Origin of the sequence: Vibrio inusitatus, assembly GCA_024346935.1 — a bacterium.
Classification (GTDB): Bacteria; Pseudomonadota; Gammaproteobacteria; order Enterobacterales; family Vibrionaceae; genus Vibrio; species Vibrio inusitatus.
The window spans coordinates 2,243,674-2,265,184 of sequence record AP024878.1 but is presented as its reverse complement, the minus strand read 5'-3'; the positions used below and the strand labels follow the sequence as shown (position 1 = coordinate 2,265,184).

The following is a 21,511-nucleotide window of genomic DNA, read 5'->3' as shown; positions in this document are numbered from 1 at the left end:
ATTTAGGTATTAGGGGGTCTTATGCACGGAAGCTTAAGCAATCGAAACAAACCATCGGGATTGGTGATTATTCTATTCACTATATCTCTCGTTGTTCTTTTAGGCTTTGCAGCATTAGCTATTGATTTAAATCATGTAGTCTTGAACAAAGCACATCTTCAAAATGGTATTGATGCCTCTGCATTAGCCGCCGCTGTTGTTGCTGATTCAGGTCAAAGCGAAAGTGACATTGCAATCGCAATAGGTAGTACCGATTGTTTAAGTAATGTTTAAAACTCTAAGGTCATGGATGAATGAGTGAAGTAGTGCAAATGAATGCAGGTGACAATTATAGGTTAGGACTTAAAAGCCAAGTAGTTGTATGGCTTATTTATAGTTCTGATGGCTTTAAGTTACATATGGAAAGAGAGTTAGGAAAGTGCACTAATCTTTCCGTTGAATTTATTAGCCTTAGTCAGTTTAATTTTCAAACTATCAAAGATAGAGCGGAACCGGATCTAATTTTTATTCAAGCTGGAGGTGATTGGTCACAAAAACTTACAGAGCTCTACGCCAATAGCCTTGTATTGCAAAATAGTAATTCGTCTTTAGTTGTATTTGGTGATGAAACTAACAATTTGGATCTTAAAATAGCTTTGAGAATAGGAGCCTCTGATTTTGTTGCAGAATCTATTTTCTTAGAGGGAATTGCATCAATATTAACATCGGTGTCTGACGAGAAATTAGCAAATAGAGACCTTGCTGATTTGCTTGTATTTGTTAATAGCAAGGGGGGAAGTGGAGCTTCAACTGTTTCATTGAATACAGCTATTGAACTAGCTAAAAACAAAGAGAACAAGGTTTTATATTTAGATTTAGATGTACAGTTTGGAGCTATACAGGATTATTTAGACCTTAAACCTCAATATGGTCTCCATGATATTATTGACGGTTCAAACGAACTAGATGAAGTTTCTCTCCAAACTTTGGTAACTACTCATTTCTCTGGACTTAGCTTTTTAAATTTTCAACAAATGCATCCTATAGAGAATGAACTGAAAGCTCGAAGCTTACATACGGTTATTCCTAGTTTGAGGGAACATTACTCTCATGTAGTTGCTGATCTCTCTAGAGGAATTGAAGCTAACTATAGCTCTTTGATATTACAGGCAACAAAAGTTTATTTTATTGCACAACAAAGCTATGTATCAATTAAAAATACTAACGATATGCTTGGTGTTGTTGAATTGGAATTTGGTTTGTCTAGAGACCAAGTTGAAGTTGTGGTTAACAGGTATGATAAAAAGCAACATTTAAAGATTACGGACATAGAAGAGGCATTGGGGCAAATTAGAGTACATGTCATGCCTAATGATTACAAAATAGTCAACGAGAGCTCTAACCTAGGTAAGCCTTTTTCGCTAAGCAAGAAAAAATCACCAGTATCGGAAGCGATTGAAAGGTTAGCTTCTTCAATTTCGAAAAATGAAGAAGAAACAAAAAGTTGGTTTGGAAAAATTTTTAGCTAATTTTGGGATGAATTATGTTTTTTAAAAGGAAGAATATTAATCCAGATTTTGAGCAAAAAGCTCGATCTATGACAGTATCGGATAATTTGGAAAACCAAAAACTAGCAAATGACCCCAAACCACAACCGGTTAAAGATGTGGCTCCTGAAGCGGTTAACCCTAAGGCAGAAATCGTTCCTGAATCGAACAAACATCTAAAGCAAGAGCTAGATGTTAAACATTATTTTCACAAGAAGCTTCTTGAAACTTTAGATCTTGGCGTTCTTTCAAACCTCGAAGAGAGTAGAGCTAAAAAAGAGCTTCAAGAAGCACTTCATCAATTGATGAATGATGATAAAACGCACCCTGTCAGTTTGGAAGGTAGGAAGCGTGTTGTTAAGCAAATCGAGGATGAAGTTTTTGGACTAGGTCCATTAGAACCTCTTCTTCACGATAAAAGCGTATCGGATATATTGGTTAATGGGCCTAAAAACGTATATGTAGAACGGTTTGGTAAGTTAGAACGAACACCACATACTTTCTTAGATGAGAAGCATTTAAGAAACATCATTGATCGTATAGTTAGCCAAGTTGGCCGGCGTATAGATGAAGCTTCGCCGATGGTTGATGCTAGATTAAAAGATGGTTCTCGTGTTAACGCTATAATACAACCACTAGCAATCGATGGTGCTTCCGTGTCAATTCGACGTTTTGCTGTTGACCGCTTGAATATGGAGAATATGTTAGAGTTTAATTCTCTTTCTGCAGAGATGGCGAAGTTAATTGAAGCTGCTGTCAAGGGCGAGTTAAATATTCTAATATCTGGAGGAACAGGTTCAGGTAAGACGACAACTTTAAATATTTTCTCATCATTTATTCCTAGTGATAAACGTATAGTCACGATCGAGGACTCCGCGGAACTTCAACTTCAACAACCACATGTAATTAGGCTAGAAACTCGCCCTGCAAACCTTGAAGGTAAAGGAGAGATTAATCAGCGTGATCTCGTAAAAAACTCACTTCGTATGAGGCCAGATAGAATTGTTATAGGAGAGGTTCGTGGTTCTGAAGCTGTTGATATGCTTGCGGCAATGAACACTGGTCATGATGGTTCTTTAGCTACGATCCACGCCAACACCCCGCGTGATGCGCTAAGTCGTGTTGAAAATATGTTTGCTATGGCCGGTTGGAATATGTCGGCTAAGAATCTGAGATCGCAAATAGCTTCTGCCATTCATATGGTCGTTCAAATGGAACGTCAAGAAGATGGCAAGCGTAGAATGGTTAGCATTTGTGAAATAAATGGTATGGAAGGCGATATTATTACTATGTCCGAAATATTTAAATTCCAGAGGCAAGGTATAGATCAAGACGGAAATATTATTGGTGATTATATTGCAACCGGAATAGTTCCTGCGTGTCATGATAATATGATTAAGCGAGGGTTGGATCTACCTTTTGAAATATTTAAAGCTTCAAAGGAATTAAAATAGGGAAAGCGTAATATGGACGATTTAGGACTATTCTTAATATTATTGTTTTTTGCAGTTCTTTTTATTTCTCAAGCATTACTTCTTCCTGCAGCAGGAAAAAAAGCAAAGCATGGAGAGCTAACAAGCCGTTTAAAACAAGCTCAAAAAAAACTTGATGAAGAAAGTCTTTCTCTTCTCCATGAGTATTATTTAAAGGAGATGACGCCTTTTGAAAGAAAAATAATTAAAATTTCAATTTTTGAAAGATTAAAAAAAATGATAGAGCTAGCTGGCATGTCAGTGACAATGGGTAAGTTACTTGGATGGACGTTGTTAGTTAGTATTGTTGTTGGATTGGTTTCAGTAGCTTTAAATCATCTATGGTACATGAGTATTGCATTGTTTATTGGTGTATGGGTTATCGTTTACTTATACATTCAGAAGAGCATAACCAACAGGCTTCATAAATTTGAAGAACAACTTCCTGAAGGTTTAGATATTATCAAGAGAGTTTTACAAGCAGGTCAACCTATTAACCAGGCCTTTAAAGAGGTTGGAGAGGAAATGCCTGATCCTATTGGTGTCGAATTTAAAAAAACATTTAATTTACTCAATTTCGGATACGATATGAGATTGGCCATTTTACAAATGGTAGAACGTACACCAACTGTTTCAATGCTAGCATTTTCAAGTGCAGTAATCTTGCAAAAAGAAACCGGCGGGAATCTAACAGAGAACCTAGATAAAGTTTCAAAGGTTCTGAGAGCACGATTCAAGTTATCTAGGAAGATAAGAACCCTGTCAGCAGAAGCTCGCTTGTCTTCATGGATATTAGTATTATCTCCTTTTGCTCTATATTTAATGACTATGGTTATTAACCCTAATCATGCAGAGTTATTGATAACAGATCCGCGTGGTATTACTGCAATCAGTGTAGGGATCATTAGCTTGGCTGTAGGTTCCCTTTGGATAAGAAAAATTGTCAATATAAGGGTGTAAGGAATGGAATTAGAAGGAATTACATCGTTATTTGGAGATTCAAACCTATTGACTAGAGATAATTTATTTCTTCTCATGGTTCTGATAGGTACGATACTTGCTGTATTGTCGGTTGGGATGATTGTATTAGGAGTTAATTCTCCTTTGAAACGAAAAATAAAATCAATACAAGGCGCCGTAGATTCATCTTCAAGTTCAGAGCGAATAGGTGGAGCTTTGGAAAATATGGCTCCAATTATGGTTCCAAATAGTAAGAAAGAAAGGGAAAGTGTCCAAGCTTATCTTATCCAAGCTGGCTTTCACGATCCTACGGCTCTGTCTTTATTCTATGCTATCAAGCTCATCACTGTACTCGTAGGCTTATTTTTAGGTGCTGCTACTTATTTATTAATGCAAGATTCCGGTTATATGCCACTGGTTATAATAGTAATCTTTTGGATTGGCCTTTTTGGGCCCAATATGGTTCTTACAAAATTAGTTTCTAACAGAAGAGATGAAATTAGAGCGGCAGTACCCGATGCGTTAGATCTGCTTGTCGTTTGTACTGAGTCTGGCTTAGGGTTTAATGCAGCACTAAAAAGGGTCGGAGATGAACTAATTATTAGCCATCCGAGTCTTGCGGAAGAATTGGATACGGTTTGTGCCAAGATCCAGGCGGGTGTAGAAATGCCAGTAGCATTTAAAGAGTTGGTTGAACGCACCGGCGTAGAAGAGCTTATTGGACTAGTTACTATGCTGTCACATGCATCTAAGGTGGGTGGAAGTATCGCGCAGACCCTTAGAGATTATACTGAAGACTACCGTGATAAACGAACACAGGCAGCAGAAGAAGTGGCAGCAAAAATTCCGACAAAAATGTTGTTTCCAATGGTGCTTTTTATTTGGCCCTGTTTCTTCATTGTTGCTCTTGGCCCTGGCCTAATTACACTGTTTGATGCGCTAAAATAAGTAAGGATAATTGATCATGGACGTTAATTTTAAAAGAGCTGCGCTTACTGCTTTAGTCTGTGTTGGGCTAATTGGTTGTGCATCTTCTGACCCTGAGCCAGTAGAGTTCGATGGTTCGTTGTATGCAGGGAAACCGGTTGACTCTCTGACAAATGAAGAGCCCCCGAAAACAGAAATGGAAGCTATTACTCGAGGAGATACAGCATTAAACACAAAAAATTATGACCTTGCCTTATATGAGTACCTTCGATCTCTTTCTTTTTCTGATGCTACTCATCAAAACAAAACACTGTATACGGTGGGACGAATACACGCAGCAAAAGGTAACTTTCCTTTAGCCGAGAAAGCTTACATGAAAGCGTTAGAATACGATGAAAATGATGTAAAATCTCTTGAAGAGCTAGGCATGCTATATTCTAGACAAGGTTTAACTGCGGAAGGTCGTACCTATTTCTTTAGGGCTATTAACGCCGATCAAGTCAGGCTAAATAATCCAAACCTATTAACAAGTTATTCTGAAGTAACGGAAGAAACGCTCAAGAACTTGCCTTATGATTCAAATAGCCCATATAAGAGTTACATGGGGCTTGGTATTCTATCCGATGTTGATAAGAAAAATGATATAGCAAAGCGATATTATGAAAGATCTCTTGAGATTAATCCCAACTCAACAAAAGCAATGGTAAATTTAGGTTACTCTCATTACATGAGCGCTAATTACTATTTGGCTCAGAGGATTACTAATAGAGCTTTGAAACGTGACCCTAATAATGAGAAAGCGCTTAATAACCTTGCGTTAATTTATATTGCTTTAGGTGATAACAGGCAGGCACTAAATATTTTTAAACGAAATATGACCACCCCAGAAGCTTTAAACAATGTAGGGTATTTTTTGATGATTAGAGGTAAAGCCGATGAAGCCATACCATATTTTCAACAAGCAATAGATCAAAACCCGTCGTATTATAAAGTTGCAAACGAAAATTTAGAGCGTGCTTTATCTGAAGTAAGATTAGATAAAGTAAAACAGGTTGAAACAACTCAATCTTGAAGTTATATAAATGACCTCTAACATAGAGGTCATTTATAATTAATCTATTCACTTGGTCAATATGCAATTGTTACCTAACCAAAATTGAGGTTTATAGATTTCAGGTATAAACTCATCTGCTAGGTAAAAGTTATTACTTATTCGTTCTGTTAACTTGAATGATATTGCAGATAATGAAAGTATTGATATCACAATTATTATACTATGCATATTTGTATTGAGTATATTTTTTTTATATTTACAGCTATTCTTCCTTAGTAAAACACCCCAGTAAATAGATAATAATATGCAGCCTAGAAGTAGGCTAAATGGTGAATCTAACACTCCCGAAATTAAACTATAAGATATGCCGGAAAGTATTGTAACCCCGAGCGCCTGTAGCTTTAAGCTTTTAGTATTAATAGTTTTTAAAAATAGCTTAACAATCAAACATGAATATAAGAGTGCTGGAATTAACCCCCAATTAACCATTATTAGTAGCACTGAATTATGAGGTCTAGAATTTAGAATAGAATTACAAACAAAGGCATCGCCCCCTTTCCCCCAGAAGGTTACCATTTCTAGCGCATGCTTCCAAAGTTCTATTCTACCTGAATCAGAAGTTCTAATTCCGAGCAATGATTCAGGTATTTTACCATGAAATATAAGACTTGGTATTGGTGATAAAGTAATTAGCTTTATAAAATATGAAATAATTAGGCATGAGATTACAATCTTTATTATGCTAATTCTTTTTTCTTTATTAATTAAACACCAAAGCCCAATACCAAAGATAACTGCAATGAATAAACCTCTAGCATCTAAAGCATACATTGTAGAAAAGTTTAAGATTATAGGAATGTATGATTTTTTACTTTTAGTTATCAATGCAATATAGATACTGGGTATAATTAACCATACTTGAACTTGATTTAGCATTCTAGGGTTACCATAGCTTAGTATTGTCCATATGCTACTACCATCACCATATAGATTAGTGACAGTAAAACCAATAAAAACTGACAGATAGCATAGAATGCTTATTAGAGAAAAAAGTTCATAGTTTAATTTATTAGTATTGTTATTTGAAAGTGCAAGTATCAATATAAATATGCCTGTATAATAAAACAGGTCTATAAAGCCACGACTAGGATATAACCCGAACATATTCGATATAAAAGAAAATATAAAGAACAAACATAGTAACGATAAAGTTAGTGGACTAAGTGAGGTCAGTTTATTGATAGCATCTTGTCTGATAGAATTAGACAGCGTTAGCAATAAGCAACTAGTTATAATTAAAGTACAGAAAAAAATTCTTTTATAGTCATAGAGCAAGACGGGCTGATCAGGTAAAATGAAAAGGTTGAAACTAAAGAGTGAAATACCAACCAGAGACAAAACTACCAAGTTATCGGTTAGTAATTTAGGAATGAATTTCATTGTTCTTCTTGTCCTTTTATTTCAGATTCTAAAGCCAGAAGACAAATATGTTATCCAGAACTTTATCTAGAAACACCCATACGACTTCGTTAATAACCTTTCATATATATCTGACTGATAGAGTTGTTCTTTTTATTTTGCACGAATATTCATATTTTTCAAGTGTTTATAAGTGATAGCTTTTGTGTAAAGGTTCTTATCAGGTTGAAAGGGATGGTAAATTTTGATAACGCTATGGTAGAAGGCCTAGTAATGACTTTTCAACAACTTATTGATACAAGAGATGGGGTAGATTCTTGTTTGTATTTGAGTAGCGGAATTATTGCATAGTCTAAGCTAAAACCTTATTCGTTTGATGTATATGTCAGCAAGGAATTCTTGAAAAATAACTAATCTTGATCTTCTTAATCGTTCTTCAAAAGACAATGTTTGTTAAAGATAATAGTGATTAGATTTGTTTGATTGTGCTCTCAAGGGATAAAAGTATTCTCATTCATTGGAATGAGAAAAACTCCCCGCTAATCAATACGTAAAAGTAGAATAAAGCGCACTAAGTCAGATAGGTTTTTCATTGCCGATGCAAAAGCCTTAAGCCTGTTGGGTTCTTCATTCAAAATATATGACGGTGTGTCATGTATCCTAAAACACTAAGGGCGAACTCACTGAGCCCGCCCTTATACTTAAATCAGCTTAAATCTTTCCCAAATTCTGGAACGCCAGCGAAAGGCCATAATAATTCCGCGAATCCATTCATCGACCGCAATGGCTAGCCATGCGCCTATAACGCCTAGGCCAAAGTAGATGCCAAACACATAGGTAAGGCCTACACCAAATCCCCACATGCATAAGATACCTACTTGTACTGGGTATTTTACATCGCCAGTTCCTTTGAGCGCAGAGATAAAAATAAGGTTAAATACACGCCCACTTTCTAGCAGTATTGAACCCAACATTAAACCCATCGCCAGTGTTATTACTTCCGGATCTTCGGTGAAAATTCGAAGTAGGGTTTCGCTACCAAGGTAGAAGAGGGTACTTACGCCGACAGAAGCGAGAAAGCCCACGACAAAGTATTTTTGGACCTTAAGCAGTATGCTGTCATTCCAACCTCTACCGATGAAGTAGCTGGTTTGGATTTGGCTGGCTTGCCCTAGTGATAAAGAGAAAGCAAAAGTAAATCGCGCCAAGTTTTGTGCGTAAGTAAATGCGGTTAGTGATGCTGTGCCCATTTGCACGACAAAATAAATGATGACCATTTGAGAAAGGTTGTAAGAGAGGATCTCTCCTGCGTTCATAACCCCTAGACGAAGTATCTTTCTATAAGTGGACGAGAGCACTTCTGCTGCTTTGCTTAGTCTAGGCTTGAGATCTTTGTTGTTCAGCAGATACCACATGCAGATCGCCCCAAGCAATTGGCTGATCACGGTAACAGTGGCAACGCCAGCTACACCATAAACCGGCAAGCCAAATGGTGAATACAAAACACAGTAGTTACCAATAACATTTAAAATGCCAAAAATAAGGTTTATTAACATTGGAGAGCGAGAGAAACCGTGGCTACGCAAAATGGTAGAAAAGACCACGCTGGTGGTGACAAACCCTGCACATGTACCACTGATGACTAGGTATTGCTGAGCATACTCAGCAACTTGTGGTTCAAGGCCAAACATCCCTACAATATTATCTGAGAAAAAGAAGAACAAACTTCCTAAAATAAGGGAAACGGCAAAGCCTAAGATCACGCTAGCAATCCCTACATGTTCTGCTTCACTTGACCGTCCGGCACCATTGTATTGAGCGATTAAGATACCGGTGCCTGTACTTACCATCATAGACACAATGATAATAAAGAAACTTATTGGAGATATAACGCCAACGGCAGAAACCGCAAGATCTGAGTAGCCGCTTAGCATGAACACATCACTGGTGTTTAGGGCATTGCGCAATAATGCCTCGACAAATATCGGCCAAGTTAAAGCGACAATATTCATTCGTTTGTTCATGGTTTGCGAGGAGTCTGACATAAAATGTGTACGGGATTTTAATCGGTGCGCAAGTATACAGATATCATCATTTTGATGCATTGATTAATACACAGGTTTCATCAAAATAATCAATGATTGATTAGCGTGGAGTGAGCACAATAATGTTAGATTTTGACCCTCAACAACAAACTCAAGAAACAATGCGTGATGAGTTAGCCATAACCGCTATTGGAGTAGATACCTGTTTGATAATTATTGTTATCTTTACTTAAAAGAATATCGATTTTACGGGGATAGAAACGCGTAAAATATTCATTTAAAGGATAGAGTTCAATGACCATTTCACATGCTCATTTATTAGAAAGTATAGGCAAGGGGGCTGCCAGTGATGGACAGCCCGCAAAAGTATATCAACTGAAAAATAGCCACGGCATGGTGGCGACATTTATGGATGTTGGAGCGACATGGTTGAGCTGTCAGGTTCCAGTTCGAGAGGAAATGCGAGAGGTTCTTCTAGGCTGCGATACCATCGAAAAATTTACCCAACATTCAGCGTTCATGGGAGTGACGGTAGGGCGTTTCGCTAATCGTATTGCTAACGGTCAGTTTAGTATTGATGGCGTGCCTTTTCAGATAGAGGTCAGTGAAACGGGCCATATGCTGCATGGAGGTAACGTTGGATTTGATAAATATCGTTGGAATGTTGAAGCGGCTAGCGAACAGAAAGTTCAGTTTTCCATCGTATCAGAAGATGGCGATCAGGGTTTTCCTGGTGAGGCTAAGGTAACCGTCATCTATGAATTGACTGAACTCAATGAGGTTAAGATTGGTTATACCGCAACAACAACCAAGCCGACCTTGATGAACCTGACGAATCACGCCTACTTTAATTTAATGGGTGCTGATTCAGGAGAAGATTGTTTGGGGCATGTGCTCAGTGTTAATGCGAGTCAATTCTTACCTACTGATGAACTAGGTATCCCTTTTGGAGAGTTGTGCGAGGTTGTTGATACTGGTTTTGATTTCTTGTCGCCGAAAGTAATTGGTCAAGATTTGCTATTAGACGAAGAGCAGAAGCATTGCAATGGATACGATCATTCCTTCTTATTAAGTGAAGCATGCTTAGAGGGAGAATGTGCGGCAACGGTGACTTCTCCGGATAGTTTACTCACGATGAAGATGTTTACTACTAAGCCTGCTGTTCAACTTTATACGGGGAACTTCTTACAAGGTAGCCCAAACCGCATCGATGGCCAATATGATACTTACGCTGGAGTGGCATTGGAAACTCAGTACCTTCCTGATAGTCCTAACCATCCCGAGTGGCCACGGCAGAACTATGTCCTTAGACAAGGTGAAACCTATAGTCACAGCACGACCTATCAGTTCCTAAACAATATGTAGTTTTTCTCGCTACTTCTTCCAACTTAGAGGCACCTTGGAGTGCCTTTTTGCATTTCTGATCAATAAAAAAGCCATTAATGAGATCAAAAGCTTCTTGCCTATATAACTGACAAAAAACTACCACATAGGTAACAAAACGAACATCACTTGATATCGGCCTATTAATTGCTGTCTAAACTCAATTGATTGTGACAGAGACTATCTAGTGTTGAAATTTTTTCTGACCATGATCTAGGAACTGATGATTGCATGTGTTAAGGGGTGTTTTAGTCATCCAAGTTCCTTTCACTATGCTGCGAATTTTATTACCAACTTAACCCTTGTAGCGACCAAATAACGCTGTTGAGTAGTTAATATTAAGGACTAATGCCTATGAAATACGTGAAGCTACTCTTTGCCTATATAGCCTTGAGTGCTCTGCAGGGAATTTCAGTTCAGGCGAGAACTCTAGTTATCAACTCTGATGCATCAGATCCGGCTCCAAAAAAGGCATGGGCAGAGATTGTTGAGCGATTTGAAAAAGCTAACCCTGAAATTGAGATTAAATATAATATTTATGAGCACGAGTCTTACAAGACCACAATTCGCAATTGGCTACTGACCTCACCACCGGATGTAGTGTTTTGGTATGCGGGTAACCGTATGAAAGCTTTTGTAGAGCGTGGTTTGTTTGAAGATGTCAGTGATATCTGGCAAGACAATAATATGATGCAAGACTTTGCTTCTACAGCATCCGCGATGACGGTTAATGGTAAGCAGTATGGTGTGCCATACACATATTACCAATGGGGCATTTATTACCGTAAAGATATCTTTGATAAGCATGGCATCACTGAACCCAAAACATGGGATGAACTCAAGGCAGCATCGGCTAAGTTAAAAGAGAATGATATCACCCCATTTACCATTGGTACTAAATACCTTTGGACCGCTGCAGGGTGGTTTGATTACCTTAACTTACGCACCAATGGTTTAGAGTTTCATATGCAGTTAATGGATGGGAAAATACCTTATACTGATGACCGTGTGAAGAAAATATTCGCAAACTGGGCTGAGCTGGTGGAGCCAGGCTATTACCTTATAAACCACGCGTCATATTCATGGCAGGAAGCGCAACCTTTCTTGTATAACGGACAGGCTGCAATGTATCTAATGGGTAACTTTATTACGCCTAATTTCCCAGAGGAACTTGACGGAAAGATGGGGTTCTTCCAGTTCCCAGTGATCGATCCTACAGTAGGGCTGGCGGAAGATGCACCAATGGATACTTTACACATTCCAAGCAAGGCAAAAAACAAAGCCGATGCGCGCTTATTCCTTGAGTTTGTTGCACGAGCAGAAAATCAGCAGTTAATTAATGAGTTGTTGCTTCAGATCCCTACCAATAGTAAAGCAAAAGCCAAACCCGATCCGTTTTTAGATAAAGGTGTGGCAATGTTAGCGGCTTCCGACGGTACTGCTCAGTTATACGACCGAGATACGGCTCCAGCAATGGCAAAAGAGGGAATGAAAGGCTTCCAAGAGTTTATGCTGCACCCAGATAGCATTGAGACAATATTAGAAAGGCTAGAGGAAACAAGAGTACGAACTTTTAAATAGCGTGCTTAATGAAATGTGCTTATCGACTTATTGCGTATTTTTTGTTCTGCAGAAGGCTTTAGATGGTCAATTATTGTATCACTGTGATTTTATAGACATTTACTGAGCAATATCTGCTCGCTAATGTGTGTTTTTTGTAAAGATACGGTGTTGTAATGCCTTTGATAAGACGGCGTAGTGTGATCTATATCTCATTTTAATTTCTTTTAAGCCAAATGATAATAAATATCACCTATTCGCCTGCTAATCTGCTCGCGACTTTGTAGCCGTTCAAAGCAAAAACTATAAAATGAATAGGAGTGTTCATAGATGAATACCGATAAGAAAATGTCACTGACCGCCCGAGTAATCCTCGGTATGGGTTTAGGGATCCTGACAGGCTTTATCATTCGATTAGCTTTTAGCGAAAACCAGTTTATTAATAACTATCTAGTCAATGGACTATTTGATGTAGGTGGTTCAATTTTTATCGCTAGCTTGAAAATGCTTGTTGTGCCCTTGGTGTTTGTATCACTTGTTTGTGGTACTAGCTCACTTAAGGACATTGCCACTCTAGGCCGTCTAGGTGGTAAGACAATCGCGTTTTACTTAGTAACTACGATGATCGCAATCTCAATGGCGATCTTCATGGGTACTGTATTCCAGCCTGGCGCTGGCGCAGACCTTGCTGCAGCAACAAGCTTTACTGCAACCGAAGCCCCGTCATTGGGTCAGGTTATTGTAGGCATGTTCCCAGAGAACCCAATTAACTCAATGGCACAGGGCAACACCCTACAGATCATTGTCTTTGCTGTATTGTTCGGTATCGCGATCAGTGCTTGTGGTGAAACTGGCGAGCGTGTAGCCGCTGCATTCCAAGACATCAATGAAGTAATTATGAAGCTAGTTGCGCTTCTAATGAATATTGCACCATACGGTGTGTTCTTCTTGATGGCGAAGCTGTTCACAACTATTGGCCTTGGCGCAATCATGAACCTAGGTGAGTACTTCCTAGTTCTAACTGCTGCACTTCTGATTCAAGGTCTAGTGGTTTACCCGCTTATCCTGAAGACAACCACAGGACTTAACCCTTTAAACTTCCTGAAGAAGATGGAAGATGCAGTAATGTTCGCATTCTCAACAGCATCTTCAAACGCGACGATTCCAGTTACTATGGAAACCGCAACTCATCGTTTAGGTGTTAAGAACCGCGTAGCTTCTTTCACTGTACCATTAGGTGCAACCATCAACATGGATGGTACTGCTATCATGCAGGGTGTGGCGACAGCCTTTATTGCTCAGGCATTCAATATTGACTTAACCATGGGGGACTACTTAACCGTTATCCTAACCGCTACGCTAGCCTCTATTGGTACAGCGGGTGTTCCAGGTGTAGGTCTTATCATGCTAGCTATGGTATTGAACCAAGTCGGTCTTCCTCTCGAAGGTATCGCTCTAATTATGGGTGTTGACCGTCTACTTGATATGATTCGTACTGCAGTGAACATCACTGGTGACAGTGCTGTTACGGTTATCGTAGGTAAGTCTGAAGGTGCATTGGATGTGGATACATTCAACAATCCAGATGCAGGCAAAAGGGAAGAAGAGGTTCATCTTCACCCTATGAGCAAATAATCTAAATAGATATGTTATTAAGGGAGCCTAGGCTCCCTTTTTTGTGTCTGCTAAAGAGGAAAAAAGGCTGCGTAAAAACGCAGCCTTTTCTATTCAAACTATCAGCTAGTGATTAGTTGTTGCTGTGCAGTTCGCTGTTGAGTTCTACTGCAGATTTGTTGGTTAGGCACTCAACGGCACCCGTTTGCGAGTTGCGACGGAACAGTAGGTCAGACTTGCCAGCTAGGTCGCGAGCTTTAGCTATTTCAACTTCTTGACCATTGTTGTCTAGCATGCGCACCTTAGTACCTGAAGTCACGTACAAGCCAGACTCGATAGTACAACGATCCCCTAGAGGGAAGCCAAGACCAGCGTTTGCACCAAGTAAGCTGTTCTCACCGATAGCGATAACCACTTTACCGCCACCGGATAGTGTACCCATTATAGATGCGCCACCACCGATATCAGAGCCATCGCCGACCATAACACCAGCAGAGATACGACCTTCAACCATGCTTACACCAGTGGTGCCAGCGTTGAAGTTGATGAAGCCTTCATGCATAACGGTAGTGCCTTCGCCCACGTGTGCGCCAAGACGAACGCGAGAGGTATCAGCAATACGTACACCTGCAGGAACCACGTAATCCACCATTTTAGGGAACTTGTCTACGCAATCTACGCTTAGTGCGCGACCAGCTAGGCGAGCTTCGATTTGACGATCAGCCAGTTCAGGAAGATCGATTGGACCTTCGTTAGTCCATGCGATGTTGTGTAGAAGACCGAAGATGCCGTCAAGTACAGTGCCGTGCGGCTTAACTAGGCGGTTAGAGATCAGTTGCAGCTTAAGGAAGCCTTCAGCAACCGATTGTGGTTTTTCATCGCTCTCAAGTACAACCACAACTAAAGGCTGCTCTGATGCCGCTGCTTTTGATGCAAAACTTGCACTTGCCGCTTGGCCATTGCTTTCAAATGCGCTTGCAAGTGCAGCACATTGCTCAGAGGTTATTTCTAAGCTTTGGTTGCCTTCCTCATAACCCGCAGCTTGTTTAACCGCTGCAACAAGTTCTGCTGCAGGGTTCAAGACAGGGGTTGGGAAGAAAGCTTCAATAATTTTGCCATCACGGTTTTTAGTCGCGCTACCGAGTGCTAGTGCAAAGAAAGACATCAATTAATCTCCATATATCATATTCACGTACGTCTGATGCACCCGCTTGTAATTCATTAAGGTGGAGAGACGTACCTCTCAAATTTTGTTGATAGCTTTACACTATAAAGAGCGTTCGCTTAGCTGAAAAGGGGTAAATCACGAAAACTGACAAAATGCTGAAACAAGAGGCGCAATGAGCATTGGAGAAGTAGCAAGCTTAGTGAATTGATATTGAGGAGATAGAGAGATGGGAAGAGGAAATCGCCCTACGCTTCAATGATGAGTGCAGGGCATTAATATAGCGTAGTTTAAGCAGCGTCAGACTCTGAAGAATCAGGTACGGCTTCAACCTTTGCTTTCTTTGGCGTTGGTTTGCGCTTAGCACCTAGAGCGTAAAGTACCTCTTCTTTGTGCTTAGCTAAATACATAGACAACTCTTCTTGCTGGCCTTCATCAGTGATGATCTCGCTATTGCTCAAAAGCTCGAACAATTCATCTGCCATATCCAGCATCTTGTCATATGCGTCCGCTTCGGCTTTCGAGGTAAAAGTCATCTTTTCTTCTCCGTTGCGTTCTACCACGTACTTGACGATAACAGCCATGGTCCATCCTCATAAAATTGTTTATAGATTGAATACTGGTTATTTATACATAAATCACTCTTTACAGTCTAGCCGAGTTAGTGATTTTGTGGGGTGATCGGTTAAACGCCATTCAAGGCTGTATTGCAAGAATGCATTGAGTAATGGGTTTAGGTACTTGTCTTTATGTAAAACGATCTGCATCGAGCGTTCTGGGGGCAAACTAATGTTGAGCTTCTTCACTTTGCCTGCCTTTATTGCGCTATCTACGGACAGTTCCGATAAACAGGCTAAGCCTAGCCCCGCGGTTACACCGTTGATGATTGCTTCGCTACTACTGAATTCAAGCTCTGTCTGCCAGTTTGATAAATGCTCAGCAATATGGGCAATGAAATAGTCACGAGATCCAGAGCCCGATTCTCGCAGTAACCACTTCGCATTTTCAAGGTCATTAAACATGAGGGTTTCCTTCAATGAAAGGGGATGATCAGCTTGGCTTATTACGCACATCTGATCAAAACCAAATGGGTGATGAATGAGCTTTGCTGAATCTTCGTTGCTTTCGATTAAGGCGATATCAATTTGATAGTCGAGTATTTTCTGCCCTAAATCAGAAGAATTTGATAACAAGGCTTTAAATTCGACTGCTGGATGTTTGCGCTTAAAGTCCCTGATTAAAAAGGGTAATAGTTGGTTGCCTATGGTGTCGCTTGCTCCCAATCGAAGTTCTCCACTGAGGGTTTCAGTGTTATTGAACAAGCTTTGAATCGAATGCGCACGATGCAGCAGTTCATCAGCAATAGGAAGTAGCTTTGTACCTTCATTGTTGATGAATAATCGATTGTTGATTCTATCAAATAAGGTATGACCCAATTGGTTTTCGAGCTCATTGAGAGATAGACTCACTGCAGCTTTAGACAAGAATAAAGTTTGGGCAGCCGCAGACAAAGAATTGGCTTTGGCCACAGAAGTGAACACTTCTAACTGACGTAGAGTAAATGGAATCATATCGTTTTACTTAACTTAACGTTGGTTTTAAATCTTTAAATATTAATAAACATAGCTCAAGAGTAAACTAAGCACATCAAATAAATTATGAGCGGAGCAATCTAATGCAAACACAACCTCGTTTGGCGAACGCACCCACCCCAATGGCAGGGCTGGCTCTAGGAATTGCAAGTTTAGGCTGGAGTTTAGAAAACCTAGGCATTTTTGGTGGTTATGCGCAAACCATAGGGGCTGTTATTGCATCAGTATTGCTATCTATTTTAGCAGGCAAATTTTTACTTCATACACACTTACTAAAGCAAGATCTTTCTCACCCAGTTGTAGGAAGCGTGGTGCCCACTTTTGCTATGGGATGTATGGTCGTTTCGTATGCGATCGGGCAACACTTAACATGGCTTGGTAATCTAATGTGGGTGATGTCTGTCGTTTTACATATTGTGTTTTTGGTGAGCTTTATTTTTCATCGGAGTCAAAACTTTGAGTTGCACCATATGGTTCCAAGTTGGTTCGTGCCACCTGTAGGCATTATAGTTGCGGCATTAACCTATTCAGGCAGTTCATCTTTGCATTGGATTGGTGAATATACCTTGTACTTTGGCATGGCGACTTACGCGGTTATGCTACCAATGATGATCTATCGTTTTATATTCTCTGATTTAGTACAAGATGCAGCTAAGCCAACTATCGCGATTCTGGCGGCGCCAGCAAGCCTCTCATTGGCCGGCTATCTTTCTTTTGTTGATGCTCCATCACCAGTTATCGTGGCTTTGTTGTTTGGTATTGCCATCCTAATGACATCGGTTATTTATATAGCGTTTTATCGCTTATTGAGACTGCCATTTAGTCCAGCTTATGCCGCTTTTACCTTCCCTCTAGTGATTGGTGCAACGGCCTTGTTTAAAGTTGTAGCATGGATGAATGAGATTGGTGTACCCGCTGACTATGTTGAGCAAGTACATGCAATAGCATTAGTGGAATTGACAGTAGCGACTCTCGTGGTGGGTTATGTGGCAATACAATATTTAAATAACTTATTGATTCAACCAAGGTTATAAATGAGTCTTAAATAACTCACTTTGAGACATCAATTGCACTAGGGTCTGTTGACCTTGGCGTTAGTCCCTTTTCATGTGGAACCACCACACCTTAAAGTGACTGCCTTGTTTAAATACCCAACAAATCGCTACAAAAATAAACTCAAAAGATCAACAGACCCTAGGGTGTGATAATCTTATTACAATTGATTCAACGGATTGTGAGCCTGCCTTGTTTACTGTTTATCATTCAAACCAGATCGATCTTCTTAAATCTCTACTCATTGCGCTTATTCACCAGCAACCTTTAACATCGCCCTTTGAACAAGAGCAAATCTTAGTTCAAAGCCCAGGTATGTCTCAGTGGTTAAAAATGGAATTGGCTAAGGATATGGGGATTGCTGCCAATCTCAATTTTCCTCTTCCAGCTACCTTTATTTGGCAAATGTTCATTGAAGTACTTCCTGATGTCCCTAAGCGTAGTGCTTTCAATAAAGAAGCAATGACTTGGAAGTTGATGCAGGTACTGCCAAGTAAACTTGAACGGGCTGAGTTTTCCTCCCTAGCGTCTTACCTTGAGCATGACGATGACAATTCAAAGCTGTTTCAGTTGTCGGGAAAAATTGCTGATATTTTCGATGGTTACTTGGTTTATCGCCCTGACTACATTACCGCTTGGGAAAATAATGATCACCCAACCGAATTAGAAGAGCAGGGGTTGTGGCAAGGTGAATTATGGAGAGAGTTGTATCGCTTTACTGAACAATTAGGTCAGTCGAAGTACCACCGTGCAAATTTGTATCAAGACTTCATCGATAAACTGGCAAATCTGTCAGAGATAAACAGTGCAAATGTTCCTAAGCGCTTGTTTGTGTTTGGTATTAGTTCCTTACCACCAAAATATTTAGAAGCGTTAAAGGCTCTAGGTGAGCATATTGATGTTCATTTAATGTTCCATAACCCGTGTCGTTATTACTGGGGTGATATTAAAGATCAGCGTACCCTAGTGAAAATGGCAGCTAAGGTGAGACCGCGTATTCGCTGGCATGGACAAAAGATAAGTGAAGATCAGGGGATCCCTATTCTTAAAGGGGATATTGAGCACAATGCCCTACCAGAGTTTCATCATGATGCGATCAGTAATAACTTGCTTGCCTCTATGGGGAAGCAAGGTCGTGATAATCTACATTTATTATCTGAGCTTGATAGCAATGAGGTTGAAGCTTTTGTTGATCTGGATGTTAAAACACTTCTGCAAAGTATTCAGCAAGATATCTTACAGCTCAATCAGCATCAAGATGATACCAAACTAGAACAAAGTCTGCATAAACAGCGAGTATCAAAACACGATAACTCTTTGTCTATACATTGTTGTCATAGTGCAACTCGCGAAGTGGAAGTATTGCACGATCAGCTTCTGCAACTGTTCAATCAAGACTCGTCACTAAAGCCGCGCGATATCATTGTGATGGTCGCGGATATTAATGCTTATTCTCCGGCAATAAATGCCATCTTTGGCAATGCGACAGGTGATAGAAGAATTCCATACTCTATTTCAGACCGAAGCGTGGCCGAAGAGACGCCTATCTTAAACGCGTTTCTTCAGCTGTTGGATTTACCTAACAGCCGTTGTGGTCGCAGTGAGTTGATGGAGATCTTGGAAACCCCAGCAATACTGCAACGCTTTGGGTTATCAGCTTCTGATTTTGAATTAATTAATTTATGGGTAGAGGAAGCCGGTGTGCGCTGGGGACTTGATGATTCGACCGCCATTGAATTTGAACTGCCTAGCTTAAATCAGAATACCTGGGTATTCGGCTTACAGCGTATTTTGCTGGGTTACAGCATGTCGACTATGTGCCAGCCGTTAGAGCTTAGTAACGGCATGCTTGCACCCTACGAACAAATTGAGGGGATGCAGGCTGAGCTAGCAGGAAAGCTCGCGACCTTTATCGATAAGGTATTACATTACCGCAGTGCTTTAACAGAGCAACAGTATAGTGCGCAGTGGCAAACACAGCTCAACGCTTTGGCCAATGACTTTTTTGAGCTAGACATTGAAAATGAGATAGCCTTAACCAGCATTCGTGACGCTCTATCTTCTCTGACGCAGCAAACTACAGAGTCTGGTCTAGATACTGCCTTGAGTCATCAAGTAGTATCCGAGTATCTGCAAGATAAACTGGATAATTCCCGTGTTAGCCAGCGTTTCTTAGCTGGGCAAGTAAACTTCTGTACCCTAATGCCAATGCGCTCAATCCCTTTTGATGTGGTGTGCTTACTGGGAATGAATGACGGGGTCTATCCTCGAACCGTTGCCCAAGAAGGGTTTGACTTAATGACCGTAAAGAGTCGCATCGGTGATAGAAGCCGTCGTGATGATGACCGTTATCTATTTTTAGAAGCGCTACTTTCTGCTCAACAAGGCTTGTATATCAGTTATATCGGACAATCTATTCTCGATAACAGCGAATGCTTGCCATCGATTTTGGTGACCGAATTGCTTGAGTATTGCTCACAGAATTATTGTCTAGAGGGCGATGAATCTCTATCTGTAGACGACTCTGGAAAGCACTTGCTTCACCATCTTAGTTCTTATCACAGCATGACTCCATTTAGTCGTGAGGCTTTTGAAAATAACCAAAGTTTTGCGGCTGAGTGGTTGCCTGTAGTGAATGGAGTCAGCTCTCAAGCAGACACATTAAATAGCTCCTTATCTGATTACTTTGTTGAACGAGAAGAGTTGTCTGAGATTGAATTGGAACAACTATTGTCGTTTTGGTCACTGCCTGTGAAGTACTTCTTTAATCAGAGACTCCAAGTGTGGTTTAACAGTGAAAAAGAGCTGATTGACGATGAGGAACCCTTCTCTTTAGGAGGGCTTGATCGTTACCTGCTACGGGATGAGATTGTCTCAGCCATGTTAAATGGTGGTGGCTCGAAGGTAGAGCAAGTGGCGAATTACTATCGTAGTTCAGGGCAATTACCTATTGGCAATTTTGGCGACCTAGAGGTTTTGGAAAATCGAGATGCCATGAAAGAGTTGGTCGCTGAGATTGAATTCTATGCTAGTAATAAACAGCCCTCGCTACCCGTGTCTTTGAAGGTACAGTACCGTGAGAAGTGGCTAACGATTAGCGGGTGGTTAGACAACTACTATGCATCCGGCCTCGTTCATTATCGCGTGGGTCGTATTCGCTCTAAAGATATTCTGCAGGCGTGGATTAAACATTTATGTGCTAGCGCCTCAGGTGTGCCTGTAACCAGCCATCTTATTGGAATATCTAGTAAAAAAGAGATTGAATACTTTTCCTTAGCTGCTATTGAACAGCAAGATGCATTGGATTTTCTACAAGATCTCGTTGCACTGTATTTTGAAGGAATGACCAATCCTCTGCCTTACTTTCCTCGTTCGGCGCATGCCGCGACGCAAGAGTTTGTTAAGAAAGCGAAGAAAGGGGATACCGAGGTTGCTCGAGAAGCAGCATTAGGCAAATTTAGCGCGACAGCTCTTGGTGATGACTATAACTCGGGTGAAACGGATGATATGTACATTCAGAGGGCATGGTCGCAATGGAGCGAAGAGTTGCAGCAGTCGGGATATCGGTTAGTTGAAAGGGTTTTGTTACCTGCACAAGAAAGACTGCAAGAAAAATCCAAATAACGGGAATAGGCTAAAAGAGAAAGGGTGGCCACCAGCATTTATTATTTGTAGGGTAATTGCTGGTGGCCAAAGGGTCAGAGAGACCTCTTATTTTTTAGTTCTTTATAGGCTTGGTGC

16 protein-coding genes are annotated in these 21,511 nt (G+C 40.3%); 11 read left to right on the top strand and 5 right to left on the bottom strand.

Annotation, left to right across the window (positions count from 1 at the left end):
- The first annotated feature begins 21 nt into the window (after positions 1-21).
- The 6 genes from OCU48_RS10410 to OCU48_RS10385 are packed head-to-tail and all read left to right on the top strand — an operon-like array spanning position 22 to position 5,957.
- The gene (locus tag OCU48_RS10410; protein WP_141345432.1) at positions 22-273 is read left to right on the top strand and encodes a pilus assembly protein TadG-related protein; all 252 of its coding nucleotides are present in this window, start codon (positions 22-24) and stop codon (positions 271-273) included.
- 20 nt (positions 274-293) lie between these two features.
- Complete coding sequence (locus tag OCU48_RS10405; protein WP_141345433.1) at positions 294-1,508, top strand: CpaE/TadZ family protein; 1,215 nt, start codon at positions 294-296, stop codon at positions 1,506-1,508.
- Positions 1,509-1,522: 14 nt separating this feature from the next.
- A complete protein-coding gene (locus OCU48_RS10400; RefSeq protein WP_141345434.1) occupies positions 1,523-2,980 on the top strand; it encodes a TadA family conjugal transfer-associated ATPase in 1,458 nt (485 codons plus the stop codon).
- 12 nt (positions 2,981-2,992) lie between these two features.
- Positions 2,993-3,958, top strand: coding sequence for a type II secretion system F family protein (locus OCU48_RS10395; protein ID WP_141345435.1), 966 nt, complete (start codon positions 2,993-2,995; stop codon positions 3,956-3,958).
- A gap of 3 nt (positions 3,959-3,961) precedes the next feature.
- The gene (locus OCU48_RS10390; RefSeq protein ID WP_141345436.1) at positions 3,962-4,906 is read left to right on the top strand and encodes a type II secretion system F family protein; all 945 of its coding nucleotides are present in this window, start codon (positions 3,962-3,964) and stop codon (positions 4,904-4,906) included.
- 16 nt (positions 4,907-4,922) lie between these two features.
- A complete protein-coding gene (locus OCU48_RS10385) occupies positions 4,923-5,957 on the top strand; it encodes a tetratricopeptide repeat protein (protein ID WP_141345437.1) in 1,035 nt (344 codons plus the stop codon).
- A gap of 48 nt (positions 5,958-6,005) precedes the next feature.
- On the opposite strand, the gene OCU48_RS10380 is transcribed toward OCU48_RS10385, so the two are convergent.
- Both OCU48_RS10380 and OCU48_RS10375 read right to left on the bottom strand, forming a co-directional pair.
- Positions 6,006-7,379, bottom strand: coding sequence for an O-antigen ligase family protein (locus OCU48_RS10380; protein ID WP_141345438.1), 1,374 nt, complete (start codon positions 7,377-7,379; stop codon positions 6,006-6,008).
- Positions 7,380-8,059: 680 nt separating this feature from the next.
- The gene (locus OCU48_RS10375) at positions 8,060-9,403 is read right to left on the bottom strand and encodes an MATE family efflux transporter (RefSeq protein WP_208727129.1); all 1,344 of its coding nucleotides are present in this window, start codon (positions 9,401-9,403) and stop codon (positions 8,060-8,062) included.
- Between the two features lie 294 nt (positions 9,404-9,697).
- Between OCU48_RS10375 and galM the strand changes: the two genes are divergently transcribed.
- From galM to OCU48_RS10360, 3 genes are all read left to right on the top strand, one after another.
- A complete protein-coding gene (gene galM, locus OCU48_RS10370; RefSeq protein ID WP_141345440.1) occupies positions 9,698-10,768 on the top strand; it encodes a galactose-1-epimerase in 1,071 nt (356 codons plus the stop codon).
- A 372-nt stretch (positions 10,769-11,140) separates the two neighbouring features.
- A complete protein-coding gene (locus OCU48_RS10365) occupies positions 11,141-12,367 on the top strand; it encodes an ABC transporter substrate-binding protein (protein ID WP_141345441.1) in 1,227 nt (408 codons plus the stop codon).
- 309 nt (positions 12,368-12,676) lie between these two features.
- Entirely contained in the window at positions 12,677-13,981 is a 1,305-nt protein-coding gene (locus tag OCU48_RS10360) for a dicarboxylate/amino acid:cation symporter (RefSeq protein WP_141345442.1), read from the top strand.
- Between the two features lie 112 nt (positions 13,982-14,093).
- Here the strand turns inward: OCU48_RS10360 and dapD are convergent, their stop codons facing one another.
- The 3 genes from dapD to OCU48_RS10345 all read right to left on the bottom strand — a co-directional run bounded on the left by dapD (position 14,094) and on the right by OCU48_RS10345 (position 16,696).
- A complete protein-coding gene (dapD, locus tag OCU48_RS10355) occupies positions 14,094-15,125 on the bottom strand; it encodes a 2,3,4,5-tetrahydropyridine-2,6-dicarboxylate N-succinyltransferase (RefSeq protein WP_141345443.1) in 1,032 nt (343 codons plus the stop codon).
- A gap of 290 nt (positions 15,126-15,415) precedes the next feature.
- Positions 15,416-15,709 (bottom strand): YebG family protein, encoded by a 294-nt coding sequence (locus tag OCU48_RS10350; protein ID WP_141345444.1) that lies wholly within the window; start codon positions 15,707-15,709, stop codon positions 15,416-15,418.
- 54 nt (positions 15,710-15,763) lie between these two features.
- The gene (locus OCU48_RS10345; protein ID WP_141345445.1) at positions 15,764-16,696 is read right to left on the bottom strand and encodes a LysR substrate-binding domain-containing protein; all 933 of its coding nucleotides are present in this window, start codon (positions 16,694-16,696) and stop codon (positions 15,764-15,766) included.
- A 104-nt stretch (positions 16,697-16,800) separates the two neighbouring features.
- Between OCU48_RS10345 and OCU48_RS10340 the strand changes: the two genes are divergently transcribed.
- Complete coding sequence (locus OCU48_RS10340) at positions 16,801-17,751, top strand: TDT family transporter (RefSeq protein WP_141345446.1); 951 nt, start codon at positions 16,801-16,803, stop codon at positions 17,749-17,751.
- Between the two features lie 211 nt (positions 17,752-17,962).
- Entirely contained in the window at positions 17,963-21,394 is a 3,432-nt protein-coding gene (recC, locus tag OCU48_RS10335; RefSeq protein ID WP_141345447.1) for an exodeoxyribonuclease V subunit gamma, read from the top strand.
- Positions 21,395-21,511: the final 117 nt, after the last annotated feature.

Coding starts and splice junctions, on each gene's coding strand:
- OCU48_RS10360 (WP_141345442.1), top strand. CDS start 12,677: ATGAATACCGATAAGAAAATGTCACTGACCGCCCGAGTAATCCTCGGT.
- OCU48_RS10395 (WP_141345435.1), top strand. CDS start 2,993: ATGGACGATTTAGGACTATTCTTAATATTATTGTTTTTTGCAGTTCTT.
- dapD (WP_141345443.1), bottom strand. CDS start 15,125: ATGTCTTTCTTTGCACTAGCACTCGGTAGCGCGACTAAAAACCGTGAT.
- galM (WP_141345440.1), top strand. CDS start 9,698: ATGACCATTTCACATGCTCATTTATTAGAAAGTATAGGCAAGGGGGCT.
- OCU48_RS10400 (WP_141345434.1), top strand. CDS start 1,523: ATGTTTTTTAAAAGGAAGAATATTAATCCAGATTTTGAGCAAAAAGCT.
- OCU48_RS10375 (WP_208727129.1), bottom strand. CDS start 9,403: ATGTCAGACTCCTCGCAAACCATGAACAAACGAATGAATATTGTCGCT.
- OCU48_RS10405 (WP_141345433.1), top strand. CDS start 294: ATGAGTGAAGTAGTGCAAATGAATGCAGGTGACAATTATAGGTTAGGA.
- OCU48_RS10350 (WP_141345444.1), bottom strand. CDS start 15,709: ATGGCTGTTATCGTCAAGTACGTGGTAGAACGCAACGGAGAAGAAAAG.
- OCU48_RS10365 (WP_141345441.1), top strand. CDS start 11,141: ATGAAATACGTGAAGCTACTCTTTGCCTATATAGCCTTGAGTGCTCTG.
- OCU48_RS10380 (WP_141345438.1), bottom strand. CDS start 7,379: ATGAAATTCATTCCTAAATTACTAACCGATAACTTGGTAGTTTTGTCT.
- OCU48_RS10345 (WP_141345445.1), bottom strand. CDS start 16,696: ATGATTCCATTTACTCTACGTCAGTTAGAAGTGTTCACTTCTGTGGCC.
- OCU48_RS10385 (WP_141345437.1), top strand. CDS start 4,923: ATGGACGTTAATTTTAAAAGAGCTGCGCTTACTGCTTTAGTCTGTGTT.
- OCU48_RS10340 (WP_141345446.1), top strand. CDS start 16,801: ATGCAAACACAACCTCGTTTGGCGAACGCACCCACCCCAATGGCAGGG.
- OCU48_RS10390 (WP_141345436.1), top strand. CDS start 3,962: ATGGAATTAGAAGGAATTACATCGTTATTTGGAGATTCAAACCTATTG.
- OCU48_RS10410 (WP_141345432.1), top strand. CDS start 22: ATGCACGGAAGCTTAAGCAATCGAAACAAACCATCGGGATTGGTGATT.